General features: G+C 39.2%; 13 protein-coding genes and 2 other annotated features. Of the genes, 12 read left to right on the forward strand and 1 reads right to left on the reverse strand.

Annotated features, from left to right (window positions below; all coding sequences use genetic code 11):
• The first annotated feature begins 14 nt into the window (after nucleotides 1–14).
• The 5 genes from tsaE (at nucleotide 15) to PQ456_RS05665 (ending at nucleotide 5,387) form a co-directional block, all read left to right on the forward strand.
• A complete protein-coding gene (gene tsaE, locus PQ456_RS05645) occupies nucleotides 15–512 on the forward strand; it encodes a tRNA (adenosine(37)-N6)-threonylcarbamoyltransferase complex ATPase subunit type 1 TsaE (protein ID WP_273615262.1) in 498 nt (165 codons plus the stop codon).
• Entirely contained in the window at nucleotides 509–1,345 is an 837-nt protein-coding gene (tsaB, locus tag PQ456_RS05650; RefSeq protein WP_273615263.1) for a tRNA (adenosine(37)-N6)-threonylcarbamoyltransferase complex dimerization subunit type 1 TsaB, read from the forward strand. Before tsaE ends, tsaB begins: the two co-directional genes overlap by 4 nt.
• 15 nt (nucleotides 1,346–1,360) lie before the next feature.
• Nucleotides 1,361–1,867, forward strand: coding sequence for a ribosomal protein S18-alanine N-acetyltransferase (gene rimI / locus PQ456_RS05655; RefSeq protein WP_273615264.1), 507 nt, complete (start codon nucleotides 1,361–1,363; stop codon nucleotides 1,865–1,867).
• 2 nt (nucleotides 1,868–1,869) lie between these two features.
• Nucleotides 1,870–2,949, forward strand: coding sequence for a tRNA (adenosine(37)-N6)-threonylcarbamoyltransferase complex transferase subunit TsaD (gene tsaD / locus PQ456_RS05660; RefSeq protein WP_273615265.1), 1,080 nt, complete (start codon nucleotides 1,870–1,872; stop codon nucleotides 2,947–2,949).
• Between the two features lie 63 nt (nucleotides 2,950–3,012).
• Nucleotides 3,013–3,300: a binding site (T-box leader), on the forward strand.
• Nucleotides 3,301–3,402: 102 nt separating this feature from the next.
• Nucleotides 3,403–3,689 (forward strand) — a binding site (T-box leader).
• A gap of 93 nt (nucleotides 3,690–3,782) precedes the next feature.
• Nucleotides 3,783–5,387: a 2-isopropylmalate synthase gene (locus PQ456_RS05665; protein WP_273615266.1), complete on the forward strand. Its 1,605-nt coding sequence runs from the start codon at nucleotides 3,783–3,785 to the stop codon at nucleotides 5,385–5,387.
• 323 nt (nucleotides 5,388–5,710) lie between these two features.
• On the opposite strand, the gene PQ456_RS05670 is transcribed toward PQ456_RS05665, so the two are convergent.
• Nucleotides 5,711–7,654, reverse strand: a complete 1,944-nt coding sequence (locus PQ456_RS05670; RefSeq protein ID WP_273615267.1) for an ABC-F family ATP-binding cassette domain-containing protein — start codon at nucleotides 7,652–7,654, stop codon at nucleotides 5,711–5,713.
• Nucleotides 7,655–7,900: 246 nt separating this feature from the next.
• Between PQ456_RS05670 and PQ456_RS05675 the strand changes: the two genes are divergently transcribed.
• The 7 genes from PQ456_RS05675 (at nucleotide 7,901) to PQ456_RS05705 (ending at nucleotide 17,832) form a co-directional block, all read left to right on the forward strand.
• Nucleotides 7,901–8,524 (forward strand): 5-formyltetrahydrofolate cyclo-ligase, encoded by a 624-nt coding sequence (locus PQ456_RS05675; RefSeq protein WP_273615268.1) that lies wholly within the window; start codon nucleotides 7,901–7,903, stop codon nucleotides 8,522–8,524.
• A gap of 52 nt (nucleotides 8,525–8,576) precedes the next feature.
• Nucleotides 8,577–9,098, forward strand: coding sequence for a cyclic pyranopterin monophosphate synthase MoaC (moaC, locus tag PQ456_RS05680; protein WP_273615269.1), 522 nt, complete (start codon nucleotides 8,577–8,579; stop codon nucleotides 9,096–9,098).
• A 121-nt stretch (nucleotides 9,099–9,219) separates the two neighbouring features.
• Complete coding sequence (locus PQ456_RS05685; protein WP_204825245.1) at nucleotides 9,220–9,717, forward strand: MogA/MoaB family molybdenum cofactor biosynthesis protein; 498 nt, start codon at nucleotides 9,220–9,222, stop codon at nucleotides 9,715–9,717.
• Nucleotides 9,718–9,890: 173 nt separating this feature from the next.
• Complete coding sequence (tatA, locus tag PQ456_RS05690) at nucleotides 9,891–10,124, forward strand: twin-arginine translocase TatA/TatE family subunit (protein ID WP_273615270.1); 234 nt, start codon at nucleotides 9,891–9,893, stop codon at nucleotides 10,122–10,124.
• A 65-nt stretch (nucleotides 10,125–10,189) separates the two neighbouring features.
• Nucleotides 10,190–10,957 (forward strand): twin-arginine translocase subunit TatC, encoded by a 768-nt coding sequence (tatC, locus tag PQ456_RS05695; protein WP_273615271.1) that lies wholly within the window; start codon nucleotides 10,190–10,192, stop codon nucleotides 10,955–10,957.
• Between the two features lie 342 nt (nucleotides 10,958–11,299).
• The gene (locus tag PQ456_RS05700; protein ID WP_273615272.1) at nucleotides 11,300–12,469 is read left to right on the forward strand and encodes a small-conductance mechanosensitive channel; all 1,170 of its coding nucleotides are present in this window, start codon (nucleotides 11,300–11,302) and stop codon (nucleotides 12,467–12,469) included.
• Nucleotides 12,469–17,832: a diguanylate cyclase gene (locus PQ456_RS05705; RefSeq protein ID WP_273615273.1), complete on the forward strand. Its 5,364-nt coding sequence runs from the start codon at nucleotides 12,469–12,471 to the stop codon at nucleotides 17,830–17,832. Before PQ456_RS05700 ends, PQ456_RS05705 begins: the two co-directional genes overlap by 1 nt.
• The last annotated feature ends 211 nt before the right edge of the window (nucleotides 17,833–18,043 follow it).

Genomic DNA, 18,043 nt, shown 5'->3' on the forward strand with positions numbered 1-18,043 from the left:
TAATGGAGGAACACATGTCTGAACGATTACCTGCAATATCATATACATTTATAAGCAAAAGCTTGGAAGATACCGATCAATTGGCTGCTTTTTTAGCAAAACGTTCTGCACCGGGTACGATCATTACGCTAGATGGAGATTTGGGTGCAGGCAAAACGCATTTTTCCAAATCATTTGCTTCTTATCTAGGTGTAACTGCGTTGGTGAATAGCCCCACATTTACGATCATTAAGGAATATGAAGGACATATGCCTTTTTATCATATGGATGTATACCGGATTAGTGAAGATGAAGCGGCTGATCTGGGGTTAGATGAATACTTTTATGGACAGGGTGCTACACTGGTTGAATGGGCAAGTATTATTCCTGACTTGGTTCCAGCCCAGCGTTTGCAGATTGAGATTACAGTCAATGAAGACGATACACGCAAGTTCATCTGTACAGGTTATGGAGAGCCTTATTCAGCATGGTGTCGTGAGTTAATACAGAATGGAGTTAGTGACAATCAATGAGTGAAATCAACGAACAGCCGCGCAAGCGGTTTTTGGTTTTGGATACATCTACAGCTGCTCAGAATGTAGCTGTAATGCAAGACAATACAGTACTTGTAGCTGAAAATAGTTATGCCGATCGTAATCATTCGGTAGGTCTAGTCAATGGAATCCAGAAGCTAATGGAACAGTCCAACACAGCACGCAATGAATTAACTGGTATTGCTGTAGGAGTAGGCCCTGGTTCATATACAGGTATCCGAATTGCAGTAACGACAGCCAAAACATTAGCATGGACATTAAATATTCCAGTGGTAGGCTTTTCCAGCCTAGCAGCACTGGCTTGGAGCGGATATCAAGAATACATTAATACAACATCAGCAGATTCAGCTTCAACAACAGATGAGGCAGAATCAACATTCTGGATTATTCCATTGATGGATGGTCGTCGTGCTCAAGTATATACGTCGTTATTTGAGTTTCGAGCTAATCACATAACTGAGACAGAGCAGACTCTATCTTTGCCCTATCGTTTAGAAGAAGATCGCATTATGCTAATGGATCACTGGATGAATCAAATAGCAGAGCAATATCATGCATTATCTGAACAAGAGCGCCCGGATCATATTTTGATCGTAGGTGAAACACCGAATCATCAAGAACGAGCAGAGCAACTACGAGATATAGTAAAAGACAGAGTGACTATAGTAGAGTGTGGATTGGATGCAGGTTGTGCAGGAGAAATAGGAGCAAGTCTTCTTTTCACTGAAATATATGATGAGACGCATCATCTATTGCCTAATTACACCCAGTTGTCAGAAGCAGAAGCGAATTTGCTACGCCAATCGAAATAGAAAGGAAGTGTGCTCATGGCATTATTGTACGAGCAGAATCAACAGCAACCTGTGCTACGTAAAATGACGATTGACGATATTCCAGAAGTGATGGAGATTGAACATGAAGCGTTCACACTGCCCTGGACAGAAGAAGCGTTCCGCAATGAATTGACGATGAATCATTTTGCCCGTTATATGGTGATGGTGATCGATGGACGAACGATCGGTTATGCAGGCATGTGGACGATTATGGATGAAGCGCATGTGACTAATATTGCAATTCGAGAAGCCTATCGTGGACGCAAACTGGGTGAAGGATTGTTAATTGAACTGATGAACTGGGCACTAGAATTAGGCATGATACGCATGACGCTTGAAGTACGTGTCTCTAATGAGATTGCTCAGCAATTATATATGAAACTTGGATTTACCAATGCAGGTATTCGCAAAGGATATTATTCTGATAATAATGAAGATGCCATGATTATGTGGTGTGAGCTGTCAGACGCGCAAGATCAGCTGGAAGGAAGCGTGGAATAAACATGATGCAACAAGATATACAAAGTGAAGGATGCCATATTCTAGCGATAGAGACGAGCTGTGACGAGACGTCAGTGTCTATTGTGCGAGATGGTAAAATCGTGCTGTCCAATCTCGTATCAAGTCAGATTGAGACGCACAAAGCGTTTGGCGGTGTTGTACCGGAGGTAGCCTCACGTAAGCATGTAGAAAGTATCACATTGATGATCGAAGAAGCGATCAACGAATCGGGCGTATCGTTACAAGACATTTCTGCTATCGCTGTTACACAAGGACCTGGCCTGGTAGGCGCATTATTAGTAGGGATTATGGCGGCGAAAAGTTTAGCATTTGCGCTGGACAAACCATTGATCGGAACACATCATATCGCAGGGCATATTTATGCTAACAATTTAACCGCAGATATCCAGTATCCTTCGATGGCACTGGTCGTATCCGGTGGACATACAGAGTTGGTGTTATTACAATCAGAAGGTCAATTTGAATTGATCGGTAGCACACGTGATGATGCTGTAGGTGAAGCTTATGACAAAGTAGCTCGTGCTTTGGGATTCCCTTATCCTGGTGGCCCGTATGTAGATAACCTGGCGATGGAAGCAGAATCGGCAGTGGCTTTGCCACGAGTATGGTTAGAAGCAGATTCATATGATTTCAGTCTTAGTGGATTGAAGTCGGCTGTCCTTAATGTAGTCAATCAGAAAAAGATGCGTGGCGAAGAACCGATGATAGGCGAGATTGCACGAGGCTTTCAAGAATCAGTGGTTGAAGTATTGGTAGAAAAAGCAGTACGTGCTGTCAAACAGTATGGAGCCAAGCAATTGTTATTGTGCGGCGGGGTAGCTGTGAATCGTGGACTACGAGCGAATCTAACCGAGCGTTGTGAAAAGGAACAGATTCAGTTATTGATCCCACCATTTGAATATTGTACAGACAATGCTGCTATGATCGGAGCGGCTGCGTATCTGAAATGGAAACATCAACAATTTACTGCATTAGATATGAAAGCAGAACCTTCTTTTTCGCTTGAGAAATGGTCAGTTACGTATCAACCTGTTCCACAAACAGAAAATAGTATTGACTAATACAATTCTTGCTTTTATAATACCAATAATTCGTTATCTATAATGAACTTCATCTTAAATAGAATAAACGCTTGGAACGGGATTAGTAGGGAGATTAGTCTGAATCCAGAGAGCTGCGGGATGGTGCAACGCAGTATGAAGGCAGCCCTGAACTCACCCGGGAGCGGAATGATGGAAAGTCTAGCAAGTAGACAGGTACATCATTACGGTTGATCCCCGTCATCGGATACCATTAAACGTGTATTTCATATAATGCATTTTAATGGATAAAGCGGGACGCCGTTTTGAATGATTCTAATCAGCGTCCAATAAGAGTGGTACCGCGAAGGTAAATCAACCGTCGTCTCTTTTACAGAGATGGCGGTTTTTTGGTATTTTCGTAAAAGGATATTATCGCTCTATTGGAATAGATAACGAATGTGAATTCACAAATATGCTTATAATATCATATACACACACGCAAAGAACAGGAGTAGTAAAAAGAAAGCTACCACAATCAGAGAGTTGCGGGAAGGTGCGACGCAATAAGGTAGAACGTCTTTTGAACTCGCCTGGGAGCGGAAGTAGGGAACATGATTATAGATGTAATCATCGTACTTACTTACGGGTCATTCCCGTCATCCAATGCTGACAAGTACATATCCTTTTTATCTATGTACATGAACTTGTTCAGATCAAGCGGGAATCAAGGCGATTCCAACAAGAGTGGTACCGCGACAGCATAGTCTGGCGTCTCTTACATTAGTGAGAGGTGTTAGGCTTTTTTTGTATTCTTTTTTCTTAAAATGTATGTATCAATGTACGCAAAAAAACAATTCGGGAGCGTGAATGTGATGAGTCAAATCAATCAGCCAAACTATAAAAAGATTACTATTTTGGATACCACTTTGCGTGATGGAGAACAAGCACCGGGAGCGACACTACAATGGAATCAGAAAATAACATTGGCAGAACGACTACAAGCATTAGGTGTAGATGTGATAGAACCTGGTTTTCCTATTTCCAGTCCAGGAGAGTTCGAAGCAGTACAGAAAATAGCTAGAACATTTCAGCAGTTTGAGATTTGTGGATTTGCACGAGCAGTAAAAATCGATATCGAAGCCGCCGCCAAAGCAACAGAAGATGCTGTTAATCGCAGAATCCACTTATTTTTATCTTCTTCCGATATCCATTTGCAACATCAATTACGCAAAACAAGAGCAGAGACCGTGCAGATTGCACATGATATGGTGTCTTTTGCCAAGCAGTTTACAGATCGTGTGCAATTTACAGCGATGGATGCTTCTCGAACAGCTATTGATGATCTGATAGAAATGGTAGAGGTTGCTATTGCCGCAGGTGCTACTATTATTAATTTGCCTGACACCGTGGGGTATGCTTTACCCGACGAATATGGACAGATGTTTAGAGCGGTTCGTCAAGGAGCACGAGGAGCCAATAATGTTCAATTGAGTGCACACTGTCATAATGATCTAGGATTAGCAGTAGCAAATAGTCTAGCAGCTATTCAAGCAGGCGCAGATCAAGTAGAAGTCACTGTTAATGGAGTCGGTGAACGTACAGGTAACTGTGCATTGGAAGAATTGGTTATGGCAATAGAAACGCGCCGTAATAGTCTGGATGTAACAACGAATATACGCGCAAATGCATTATATGAGATTTCACATGAGGTTAGTCGAGCGATGAGATTTCCAGTAGCATATAACAAGCCAGTAATCGGTAGAAATGCATTCCGGCACGAATCAGGAATTCATCAGGACGGATTGTTAAAAGATCTATCGACTTATGAAATTATGAGTCCAGAACGATTAGGTATTCCGCGTACTATGATTATATTAGGGAAGCATTCAGGTAGACATGCTCTATCTAATCGTCTAGCACAATATGATATTTATCCTGAAGAACAACAACTTCAGCAATGGTATGAAGATTTTAAAAAATACGCAGATCACAAGCATCATGTGACAGATGAAGAGCTATTAATGTTGACAGGAAATTCAACTGCAATTACGCAGTCTCAACTTTCGATTGCGGATATTCAATGGAATGCTCATTCAGATGGAACGATAGCCTCCAAAGTTATTCTTAACAGCCATAATCATCAATATACAACTCAATCGAGCGCTATTGGAACAATGCAATCAATTATGAATAGTATTCAACAAGCAATTCAGCAATATATTGAACAAGAGATTATAGAACGTACAGAAGGTGAAATAGAAGGTATACAATTGGAAGATATGGAAATGCAATCGTTCTATACAAACGGAGTAGCATACACAGATGCTGTGGCAACAATCTGTTACCAGAAACAAACATTCCGTGGTACGGCTTCTGGACAAGATTCGTTGCAAACCGCAGCTGTTGCTTTTGTATCTGCATGTAATCAGGCGTTTACAGAAACCATTAGAATGAAGAGCGATTTGTCAAGATGTTAACAAAGTTATCCACATATCCCCCACAAAGTGTGCATAAGTACAAAATAAGTGATTATACTAAGCTTTTTCAAAATCATGAAATAGGGGATATGTTTATCACCTTATTTGCTCAAAATCTGTGGATAATGTGCATAACTCGGTGGATAAATATGGATATGGACAGAAAATAGTATAATAACAGTGAAAAATGACCCTTATGGGTCATTTTTTATAGTGAATAAATCGTTATTTTTGTGGATAACTTTGTTCGTAAACTTTTTTACTTGATTTTAATAAATGTTTTGATCTTTTACAATTCCGTGTACAAGTATTGACAAAATAGCTTATGATTCTACAGCTAATGTCTCCCACTCTTCATAAGCGTGTTCCAAAGACTGTTGCAAATCAGCAATTTCTGCTTGATGTTTTTGTACTTGTTCATAGTCTTGGTAGACTTCAGGTAGCGTCAATTGTTGCTCTAATTCACCGATACGTTCTTCCCAATCTGCAATTTCTTTTTCCAATTGTTCTGTACGGCGTTGACGGTTACGTTCGTCTCGTTTGGCTTGTTTGCTTTCTTCATAAGAGTTAGCAACAGATTCTTCAGGAGTAGCTGTTGAAGTCGAATTATTTTTGGATTGTTGCAACGCATTTTCTGTCGCTATTTCAAGTAATTCTTGCTTTTTGATTAAATAATCATCGAAATTACCCAGATAAGCAGTTAAGCCTTCCGGTCGAAGTTCTAAGATTCGTTCAGCCATTTTATTTAAAAAGTACCGATCATGCGAAATAAATAGGAGGGTGCCTTCATAATCCATCAATGCTGATTCTAATACTTCTTTACTCATCAAATCGAGATGGTTGGTAGGCTCATCCAGAATCAACATATTTGCATCAAGCAACATCAACTTGGTTAAAGACACTCTCGCTTTTTCGCCGCCGCTAAGTGCAGATATTTTTTTGAGTACATCTTCACCGCTAAATAAGAAGTTACCCAGCACTGTACGAATACGCACTTCTTCCAGATGGGAGAAGCTACTCCATACTTCTTCAAGTACTGTATTATTTGGATTCAGATGACCTTGTTCTTGATCATAATAACCAATTTTTACTTTGGCTCCCCATTCAATCTTGCCTGTATCGGGTTCATGTTCATCAATAAGTGCTTTAAGCATAGTTGTTTTGCCTGTTCCGTTAGGTCCGATAAGTGCAACCATATCTCCACGTCTTAATTCAAATGAAATCGGCTCAAATAACTTCTGCTTATCTTCATAGGACAACGTAAGCTGATGTACACGCAATACTTCTTTACCGGAGACTACAGAGACACCGAATGAAAAGTTAGCTTTTTTGAGATCACCGGCAGGGCGATCCAATCGATCCATTTTATCGAGTGCTTTACGACGACTTTGAGCACGTTTGGTGGTAGAAGCTCTTACAATATTTTTCTGCACAAAAGCTTCCATACGAGCAATCTCGCCTTGTTGCTTATCGAATTGCTTCATAGCTGTTTCGTATTCAGCAGCTTTGATATCAATATAGCGACTGTAGTTACCGGTATAACGTTTGGAACGATGACGTTCGATTTCAACAATCGTTGTAACTAAGCGATCTAGAAAATAACGGTCATGCGATACAACTACTAATGAGCCAGAATAACCGCGTAAATAATCTTCTAGCCATGTTAATGTATCAATATCCAGATGGTTGGTCGGTTCATCCAACATTAATAGATCAGGCGCTTGTAGAAGAATACGGGCTAAAGCAAGTCTTGTTTTCTGACCGCCACTTAACGTATCAATAGTAGTATCTTGGGAAAAGTCACCAAAACCCATACCATGTAAAATACTGCGAATACGAGTATCCATTTCATATCCACCTTGTTCGCGGAACCATTCCGAGCGTTCAGCATAGCGGGCAAGTAGATCGGCATATCCTTTATCATCTTCCATCATAGCAGGATCAGCAATCTGCTGTTCCATTGTCCGTAATTCTTGTTCGGTATCGATCAAGTTCGCATACACAGAACGCATTTCTTCACCGATCGTACTCCCGTGATGCAATCCGCTATTTTGCGCTAGATAACCAAGCGTCATCTCTTTGTTGCGGAAAATCTGTCCACTATCATAAGACATTTCACCAGCAATAATTTTGAGCAACGTGGATTTGCCTGCGCCATTGACTCCGACAAGACCGATCCGTTCTCTTTCTTCGACTTGTAGATTTAAGCCTTCCAAAATAGGGGTGATTCCATATCGTTTTGTAATTCCATTTGCTTGCAGTAACATTGACTTATCGAGCCTCCACATCATCTATATAATGGACAATCATATATTTGTATAAAAAGAGTTATTGTATTTAGTTTACATGAAAGGATGTTAATTTGCACCGTATGATCATTTTTAATAGAAGGTGAAGTTGGTTTTTGGAAAGAAGAATGATACACTGTCACTATCGGGATTTTTGCGAAATTTGCAATGGTCATTCAGGCTTATTATTCCTATGACAGCCTGGTCTGTATTAGGAGGTAAACGATGGAAATGATCTCAAATAAACAACGTTTACGACAAGAATTAAAGCGTAAGCGTATGGCTTTAACTCCTGAACAACGAATACAAGAATCAGCAGACATTTGTGCTGCTGCTGCATCATATATGAATCAACTGCGTCAACAGAAAAAGAAATCTGCGTTAACTATATTTACTTACCTAGCATATCGAGATGAACCGGATACGATGCCATTATTACATCAATGCTGGCAAGCAGGAGATACTGTACTTGCTCCACGAATTGATGCAAAGCAAGATGCACTATTTCATGTATACCCAATTACAGGTGTTCATGATATCGAACCTGGTGCTTATGGTATTCCTGAACCGAGACATCATTTGTCTGCATTACCAGAATCGCAATGGGATCAGATTGATCTTATGCTTGTACCGGGACTTGGTTATGATCTACAAGGTGGACGGATCGGTTATGGTGGCGGATATTATGATCGTTTTATGTCCAGATTACAGCAATATTCATCTGATTTGCCTGTATGCGGAGCGTTTGTTTTTGGCACGCAAATCACGGAAAAGATTCCTATGGAATCGCATGATTTCCGTATCGACGTGCTGTTTATGGCGTCTGAATATGTGCTAATCGATAAATAGAAATAGTAGATAGTATCAATACCAGTAAAGATCGTAGGCGGGATGAATATACATGACTGATAACCACAATCAAGAGTATGAAGGATTACCAACACCGACAGGGAAATTGACTCATTTTAATGAGCAAGGTCGTGCCCGAATGGTTGATATTTCAGATAAAGAAAGTACATCACGTACAGCTATAGCGGTAACAACAGTGAAGATGCTCCCGACGACATTGTCTGCGATCAAAGCAGGGCAAATTGGCAAAGGAGATGTACTCGCTGTAGCACAGGTAGCTGGTATTCAAGCGGCAAAGCGTACATCGGATTGGATTCCAATGTGTCATCCATTGCCATTGACCGGTGTAAATATTATGTTTGACGATAACGATCGTGATGAACTTCAGATCAAAGTACAAGTCAAAACAGAAGGTAAAACCGGCGTCGAAATGGAAGCTTTGACAGCAGCATCAGCGGTTGCTTTAACTGTATATGATATGTGTAAAGCATTACAAAAAGATATGGTGATTGGGCCAACGATGTTGTGGTCGAAAAGCGGCGGAAAAAGTGGAGATTTTAAAAGAGAAGAATAGAAGTCATCCATATGTAGCATTTAGCCGAATATTATAGAGTAAGAATAGTGATCCACCTTAACACATGAAAATAGTTGTAATCAATAGATGAATATGCCAGATAGACGGGGAGGGTGAGAGCATGGTTTGGAGAACAGCTATTCTTACAGCCAGTGACAAAGGTGCACGAGGAGAAAGAGAAGACACCAGTGCACAAGTCATTCGCGAATTAATTGAAGAAGAGTTAGGTGGAGAAATTGTTGAATACCGGGTCGTGCCTGATGAGCCTGATGAGATCATTGCTGCATTGATTGAGATGACAGAGTACTTCAATGCTGATTTGGTATTAACCACAGGAGGAACAGAACTAGCTCAGCGTGATGTAACCCCTGAAGCCACACGTCGTGTCATTCAACGCGAAGTACCCGGTATGGCAGAAGCGATGCGAGCTACAGTAATGAAAAAGAATCGTTCGGCAATGCTATTTCGCGGGATCTGTGGTATTCGTGAACGTAGTCTGATTGTGAACTTGCCAGGCACTCCCAAAGGTGTACACGAGCATCTAGCAGCGATTATGGATCAATTACCTGAAGCGTTGTTAATGATTACCGGACAGTACAGCAACACCGATGAGCGTTAAGACTGATGAAGTGTATACAGCAGAGTGATTGATGTTCCACAATTTTTTTGCTTAAAGAATTGTGCTTTTTTGTCGTTAACTTATAATAGGGCTAAAGATGAAGTGTACATTTCGATATGCTATGATGAAACAGACAAAGCACGCTTTGTCTCATGAATAAGGAGGAATACCGAATGCTAACTGGTATAGGACCTACTGGATTTATATTGTTGATTGTATTGGCGCTTATTTTATTTGGTCCGAACAAATTACCTGAATTAGGACGTGCAGTAGGACGAACTTTCCGTGAATTTAAGGAAGGTACACGCGATATGATGAAAGATGAAGATACAACATCTAAGACTCGTACCGACTCGATCCAGTCCGCAGAAGTGATTCCACCTGCTCAACCAGAAGATAAACGTTAAAGAATGTAGACGATTCCGAATCCCTTCCCTACGGAAGGGATTTTCTTTTGAGATAGGAGGAACATATGGATAATCCTGAAAAGCAGATGTCTTTGATCGAACATATAGGAGAGTTACGGCGTAGATTGATTGTTATTATTGCTGTATTGTTTCTAGGGATGATTTTGGGACTATTTGTAGCTCAACCGATTTATCAGTATTTAGTAGCCGCAGAGACCGCACGAAATCTGGTATTTCATGTATTCTCATTTTGGGATGGTATCGGATTGTATATGAAAATTGCAATGGTAGTTGCTTTGTTGCTAACTCTACCAGTGACGGTATACCAGATATGGGCATTTGTAAGTCCGGGACTTTTAGATAAAGAACGCCGAGCAGCATTACGTTATGTTCCTTTTGTATTTATGATGTTTTTGTTAGGCGTTCTATTTGCCTATTATGTTGTATTTCCAATGGCGTTGACGTTTACATCCAATGTGACTCGGAATATGGGACTTGCTGAAACGTATGGAGTGGTACAATATTTTACGTTTATGTCCAATATCGTGTTTCCTGTAGCAGCTCTGTTTGAGTTGCCTATCTTGATTATGTTTTTGACGACTTTACGTATTTTGAATCCAGCACTTTTGCGAAAATTACGAAAAATCGCTTATCTTGTACTCGTATTTATAGCTATTGTGATTACCCCACCGGATTTTGTATCGGATATTTTAGTTGCTATTCCATTGTTATTTTTATATGAGTTAAGTGTTATTTTGTCAGGAATTGTTTATCGTAAACAACAACGATTAGATGCTATAAGGCTCGATGAAGAACTGCAAAAGTACGACTAACTTCAACTCAACAAGTGATATTAAGATATCAATCAAAAGAAAAGAGCATTTTTGCAATAGCGTTGATCTGACAAATCAGACAAAGCTAGCCAAAATGCTCTTTTTTAATGTGCATTTTTCTAAAAAAATCACTATCTTTTTTGAAGAGCAACTATTATAAATAGAAGAGAGAAAATAGAAATTATTCTTGAATATAGAAAGGAAAACAAAATAATCGTCAAAATATGACAAATACTGCAAAAAAGCATAGATAAAGCAAAAAAGAGCGCCTTTTGTTCAGTATTTGTACAGAGTGGTTGTACTAAAATGGTAAGGGAAGGAACGAAAAAGGGGATAAATATCATGAAAAAAATATCGTTTTTATTGACTACATTTGCGTTGATTTTTATTTTGCCATTACTGGGGAGTCTGGCAAAATGGGACGGATTACCTCCGGGATACGGAGTATTTCCTGTACAGAATAATGTACAAGATCCTGGATTTAACTTAATCTATTTTATAGGAGCATGTGTGATCGCTGCTTTTATACTTGCCTTTTTGTTATTTCCACGTTTGTTTGGATTTAAAAAAGAGAAAACGGTACGTGTTGTCCGATCAAAAGTAGCTTTTCCGATCTGGTTCTGGGCTGCTTTTCCAATATTATTGATCTGCTGGTTTATTATATGGTCTCGCGCAGGATTTGTAAGTTTACTTGAACCGTATACTTTTGTACCATTATGGTGGGCATTTATTTTAATTTTGGATGGTATCGTATACAAAAGAAATAACGGGGTTTCTCTTTTATCCAGCAAGCTATACATAATGCAGTTGCTGGCAATTGTTTCTTGTTTTAGTTGGTTTGCGTTTGAATATTTGAACTTTTTTGTTATGGAAAATTGGTATTATCCAAATAAAGATGTATTTTCGAACTTTGGTAATATTTTTTGGTTTGCATTGTCGTATACTACTGTATTACCAGCGATTATCGAATGGTATTTATTGCTTCAGACGTTTCCAGCTTTGAAAAAGAGGTACAGCAATGGACCTAAAATTCATTTGAATAAACCATTGCTTATAGGGTTCTATATCGTAGGTTTGATCCTTGCTTTTGCGATGGGATATTTCCCGTTCGAGTTGTTCTTTGTATTATGGGTGGCATTGGTGCCTATGTTGTCAGCAGCTATGGGATTAATCGGCTTTTGGACACCATTTACATCGATTAAGAATGGTAATTGGTCGCCGCTTCTGTTAATAGCGATTGCTACCGTAGCGAATGGTTTCTTCTGGGAAATGTGGAACTTTGGTAGTGAATGGTTTAATCAGGGGATTCCAGTCAATCCGAATTATTGGAAATATTCTGTTCCTTATTTAGATAAAATTCATATCTTTTCAGAAATGCCTATTCTGGGCTATTTCGGTTATTTATTCTTTGGCGTCAATTGTTGGGTTATTTGGCTAACAGGTGCATATGTATTTAAATTTGATCCTAATTTTGAAATTGTAGGAACAGGGGATAAAGCGAGGGAACACTAATGATATGGAAAGATCAAAAATATACAGTGATTGAAGAGATCGCCGATCATGGAAGTAAGGCGATCTATCGTTGCATTGATAATCTTTCCGGACAAACAGTTATTGCCAAGGTTCTAGGAGCCAAAGCATCCACATATGAAGCAGTGATGCGTATTAAAAAAGAATACAAAATGCTATCCGAACTGAAAGGTGCAGTAGACGGTGTAATCCAACCGATTCAACTTGAAGAACGTGGTGGTTTTTTTGTACTTACTTTGGAAGATATCGATGGGCAATCGCTACGCAATATAATCCGGGATGAGCCGTTAGAACTATCAACGATTTTGCGCTTAGCGATCAAAATTGTTGATATTGTTGGACGTATCCATGAACAGCAGATTATTCACAAAGACCTCAAACCTGCTAATCTAATCTGGAATCGTGAAAGCGATCAGATTCAAATTATCGACTTTGATCTATCTGTCAAACTCACCAATGAAAAGCAAGAATTTCAAAATGCAGGCGTGATGGAAGGAACATTATCATACATTTCACCTGAACAAACAGGACGGATTAATCGTAATATCGATTACCGTTCTGACTTTTATTCTCTAGGTGTTGTATTGTACGAAATGGTTACCGGGCAAAAGCCACATCCTGCTGAGTCAGTTGTAGAACAGATTTATGCGATTATAGCCAAAAAGCCAATCTCACCGTATGAGCTTTCAAATGGTGAAATCGCTCGTCCATTATCGGATATCATTATGAAACTGTTAGAAAAATCACCAGAGGATCGTTATCGCAGTGCCTACGGGATCAAAGCAGATCTTAGAAAATGCTATGATCCTCAAGCTGATTTTCAGATCGGACATGAAGACCGTTTAAGTCTATTTCATATTCCACAACGATTGCATGGACGTGATGAAGAGTTAAGTAAAATGAAACGCATTTTGACCGAAGGGATTCAAGAGCGAGTTCAATTGGCATTAGTATCTGGAGAAGCAGGAATAGGTAAAACTTCTTTTGTAAATGAGCTACACAGCTTTATTTCACAAGAACGTGGTTATTTTATTCAAGGAAAATTCGAACAGTATAATAAAAATATTCCGTATAGTGCTATTATTCAAGCTTTTCGTACATTGCTGGTGCAGTATCTCAAAGGACTGCCGGAAGAAAAGCAACAACTACAGCATTCTCTTCGTAATTGTCTGGGTAACAATGCAGGTGTTATCACCAAATGGTTGCCTGAATTAGAGCAAATACTCGGTATACAGCCGATGCTAGAACCACTCAATCCTACAGAAGAAAACAATCGATTTTTCTTATCATTTATACGTTTTCTTGAAGGATTAACCGCAGGACAACGACCACTGGTCTTATTTCTAGATGATCTACAATGGGCAGATGTATCCAGTATTCAATTGGTAGGACGATTGATGGAAAGTAGCAGTCTCAAAAAGCTATTTATTATCGGTTCGTATCGTGCTAATGAAGTCAATCCTGGTCATCCGTTAGCGACAGCGTTGCAGGAGATAGAAGCACAGGCAATGCTGCATCATATTGAATTGACTTCGTTATCTGCACTGCATGTACAACATCTGATCGAAGATACATTAGGTACAACAACAGCGACCATTATTGAGCCTTTACGCGACAATATCTATCACCAGACCAAAGGAAATCCCTTTTTTATCCATGAAATTTTAAAAGATTTGTACAAAAATAAAGCGATCTTTTTTGATGATCAATTAGGCACATGGAATCTGAATCAGGCGCAAGTTATACAGATGACGATGAATGAAGATCTGATTGATTATCTGATTAGTAAAATGCAAACATTGCCTGTACACATGCAACATATTCTTGGATTAGCTGCTGCTATTGGTCGTAGTTTTGATTGGCAAATTCTTCATCTGGTCAGCGATGCCACCCCTACAGTGATCATAGAGTCTTTAACCCAGGCAGTTCAAGACGATATTATTACACCTCTGCATTCCAATTATCAAATGCTAAGCAGTGTAGAAGAAGTAAGTATCGAATTGAAGCAGTTAGATGTTCCATTTGCATTCGGACATGATAAGCTTCAGCAAGCATTGTATCAAATGTTAGATCCACAGAGTCGTCAAAGTCTACATCTGCAGATCGGATGGTTATTGTTAGATCACTGGTCAGTCGATAAAGTGCGTGAAAATAGTATGGATATCGCAGGGCATTTGAACAAAGGAATATCGTTAGTTCAATCGACTCAAGAGCGTGAGCGAATTATTCAGATCAATCTCCGAGCTGCCAAGCGTGCAAAAGAAGCATTTGGTTATGAGATTGCATGCCAGTTTCTTGAAATGGCACTCAGCCTTTTGGATACGGACAGTTGGACAACAGATTATCAGACTACATTTGACCTGTATTATCTGTATAGCGAATGTTCTTATCTTGTTCATCAACTGGAGTCGGCAGATCAAGCTAGTCTTGTATTAATCAATCATGTACAGACAGCGCTCGAACTGGCTACCATCTATGAAATGCAGTCTAACCATTATATGTATCTTGGAATGATGAAAGAAGCGATAGATGCTGGTAAATTAGGTCTGGCGAGTCTCGGTATGTCTGTGCCAACCAAGCTAAACATGGCGATTGTAGGCAAAGAGATTATACGCGTCAAACTAAAGCTTCGTGGCAAAACAACTCATCAATTATTGCATGGCCCTGAAGTGCAAGATGAGAAAATTAAATTAGTGATGCGCTTGTTAGTAAGTTTTATTCCGCCTGCTTTTATTTCAGGAGAACAGACACTATTTGCATGGGCTGTTTTGAAAAAAACGTATCTATCGATCCAATATGGAAATGGGCCTGAATCAGCAGGTGCCTATATCGGATATGCGATGCTATTGTCGGGTATGGGCGATCTCAAAGGTGCAAAAGATTATGGCAAACTGGCGATCGATATTAATGAGAAGTTCAATGATCTACAGTGGCGTAGCCTTGTTAAAGTGTTATATACCTTATTTTGCTACAGTTGGAGCCATGAGTGGGAATTGTTAGAAGAACAGTATAGCCAAGCGATTGATTCTAGTATACTGTCTGGTGATATGTTGTATCTGGCACATGCTTGTTATTATATCAATCTCTGGAATCCAGCACTTGAAATTGAAAAGTATCTGCAAGAAAGCGATCAGATGATATCTATGATCGAAAATACCAAATACAAAGAAGCGCTGGCAACCGCCCATTTATCACGTCAGAAGTTTCGCGTACTTGCCGGAGAATTGAAGCAGACCGATTCATTTGACGATGATTTTTTTAGCGAACAAGCGTATTTGGAGCAGTTGACGGCTGCCAATTATTACTCGGGAATTGCTATTTATTATATTAACAAAATCCAGATTGCTTTTATTTTTGAAAATTATCGGCAAGCCTTGGAATATATCGATAAAGCATACAAAGTCGTGGGGACACTGGCAGGTTCAACATTTTTGGAAGAGTTCTCGTTTTATACGTTTATGAATATTGCAGCTTGTTATGATGAGCTAAGCGTAGGAGAGAAGCAGACTGCCCGTCTACGTATGCGTAAAGAGTACCGAAGAATGAAAAAATGGGCAATTCATTTTCCTCATAACTTTTTAACCCAGCAACATATGATGAAAGCTGAATGGTTACGGATCAATCGCAAATACAAAGAAGCAGAAAAATATTATCATCTTGCGTTATCTTCTGGTGGACATGGTAATTTTACGCGTTACAAAGCGATAGCAAGCGAACAAATTGCCCGTTTCTACAAATCTAGAACGTTAAATGAATTGGCGGCTTACTTTTTCAAGCAAGCTTCTTATTATTATTCGGTCTGGGGTGCCAAAGCCAAAGTAGAACATCTGGAAAAGCAGTATCAAGACTTAATGTATCATGTGCAGTGGATTCCATCTCATACAGAGAATACACTCACTTCTTCTACTGATAATATCGATATTCATTTGTTATTCAAAGCATCACAGATGATCTCCAAAGAAATTGATCTTGATCAACTGCTACAAAAAATCATGGAAGTTGTGATTATGAATGCAGGTGCAGAACGTGGTTGTATGATTATGCAATCGAATTTTTCACTGTGGGTAGAAGGGGAGTACAATCATGCAGGCAATAAAATGGATATTGTCTTGCACCATGATCAAGACCGAGAACAACATCATCATTTCCCGTGGGAAATCATTGATTATGTTGCCCATAGTGGACAAACGTTGCTTCATAGCGATGCTCGTTCTGGAATCGGACTAGCGGCGTATTCGTATATTACAGAACATCAACCTAAATCTGTATTATGTATGCCGTTATACAATCAGAACAAATTGATTGCTATTATTTATCTGGAAAATAATTTGATGACCGGTGCATTTACCAATGAGCGTCTAAAAATGATTAATTTATTATCCAGAGATATGGTCTATTCTATAGAAAATGCTAGTCTTTATGCCAATATGGAGAGCCTGGTGGCAGAACGCACAGAAGAATTGGCAATCAAAAATGAAGAACTAAGTAAATACTTTAACATTGTAGATAAAAATGTAATTATCGTTCAAACGAATCTGCTGGGCGAAATTACGATGGTCAGCGAAGAATTCTGCCTTATGACCGGGTATGCACGCGAAGAATTAATCGGTACCAAGCACCATTTCTTATATTCTAAAGATCGTCGCGAAGGTTCTTATGATATCTTTGTGATGAATGAAGAAAATACATGGAATGGCGAATTGATTCAACCGAAAAAAGATAAAAGTCTGTTATGGTTAGCTATGATTATCGAGCCTATTTTGAATCATAATCAGATTATCGGGTATACGTTTATCGGTCATAATATTACAGACAAAAAGAAAATTGAACGTATCTCGATTATAGATGATCTAACAGGTTTGTATAATCGTCGCCACTTTAACGATCGTATTGTGCACAAAATTTTAAAAGCAGCTAAAGAGCAAAAAGGGCTTGCTTTTATGTTGTTAGATATCGATCATTACAAAAAGTACAACGATACGTATGGTCATTATGAAGGTGACCATGTATTACGAATGATCGGTTCTACACTAACAGCTCAGATGCGCAAAAGAACAGATATGGCTTTTCGTCTGGGCGGGGAAGAATTTGCTATTTTGCATATTAGTACAGGCATTGAAGAAGCTCATGAATTTGCTGAATCATTGCGTGCTTGTATCGAAGAATTGCGTATTCCTCATAATCAAAATGACGCTAGCCCGTACATTACTGTTTCTGTAGGTCTGGCGGTTGTGACCGCGGTAGACGATGAACTGACTGAAGAAAAGATTTATCGACTGGCAGATGAAGCGTTATATCGTTCCAAAACCAAAGGCAGAAACTGCGTTACAATCAACGTTTTATAAAGCAAAAGAAATCAATGTGAAGATATCCAAATCACGTTGATTTCTTTTTTTATAACCAGAATGATGTTTTATTCCCTGGGATTGGGTAATTGTAAGAGTGATTGTATGGTGGGTTATTTCTTATTTTGAACCGAACTTTTATAAATTTACACAAAGAGACTTGAAATTATCGCTCAAGTTGAGTATCATAAAGTTGGTTGTTAGCACTGAA

This window comes from Paenibacillus kyungheensis (assembly GCF_028606985.1).
GTDB classification, from domain to species: domain Bacteria; phylum Bacillota; class Bacilli; order Paenibacillales; family Paenibacillaceae; genus Saccharibacillus; species Saccharibacillus kyungheensis.

Coding starts and splice junctions, on each gene's coding strand:
- tsaE (WP_273615262.1), top strand. CDS start 15: ATGTCTGAACGATTACCTGCAATATCATATACATTTATAAGCAAAAGC.
- tsaB (WP_273615263.1), top strand. CDS start 509: ATGAGTGAAATCAACGAACAGCCGCGCAAGCGGTTTTTGGTTTTGGAT.
- rimI (WP_273615264.1), top strand. CDS start 1,361: ATGGCATTATTGTACGAGCAGAATCAACAGCAACCTGTGCTACGTAAA.
- tsaD (WP_273615265.1), top strand. CDS start 1,870: ATGATGCAACAAGATATACAAAGTGAAGGATGCCATATTCTAGCGATA.
- PQ456_RS05665 (WP_273615266.1), top strand. CDS start 3,783: ATGAGTCAAATCAATCAGCCAAACTATAAAAAGATTACTATTTTGGAT.
- PQ456_RS05670 (WP_273615267.1), bottom strand. CDS start 7,654: ATGTTACTGCAAGCAAATGGAATTACAAAACGATATGGAATCACCCCT.
- PQ456_RS05675 (WP_273615268.1), top strand. CDS start 7,901: ATGGAAATGATCTCAAATAAACAACGTTTACGACAAGAATTAAAGCGT.
- moaC (WP_273615269.1), top strand. CDS start 8,577: ATGACTGATAACCACAATCAAGAGTATGAAGGATTACCAACACCGACA.
- PQ456_RS05685 (WP_204825245.1), top strand. CDS start 9,220: ATGGTTTGGAGAACAGCTATTCTTACAGCCAGTGACAAAGGTGCACGA.
- tatA (WP_273615270.1), top strand. CDS start 9,891: ATGCTAACTGGTATAGGACCTACTGGATTTATATTGTTGATTGTATTG.
- tatC (WP_273615271.1), top strand. CDS start 10,190: ATGGATAATCCTGAAAAGCAGATGTCTTTGATCGAACATATAGGAGAG.
- PQ456_RS05700 (WP_273615272.1), top strand. CDS start 11,300: ATGAAAAAAATATCGTTTTTATTGACTACATTTGCGTTGATTTTTATT.
- PQ456_RS05705 (WP_273615273.1), top strand. CDS start 12,469: ATGATATGGAAAGATCAAAAATATACAGTGATTGAAGAGATCGCCGAT.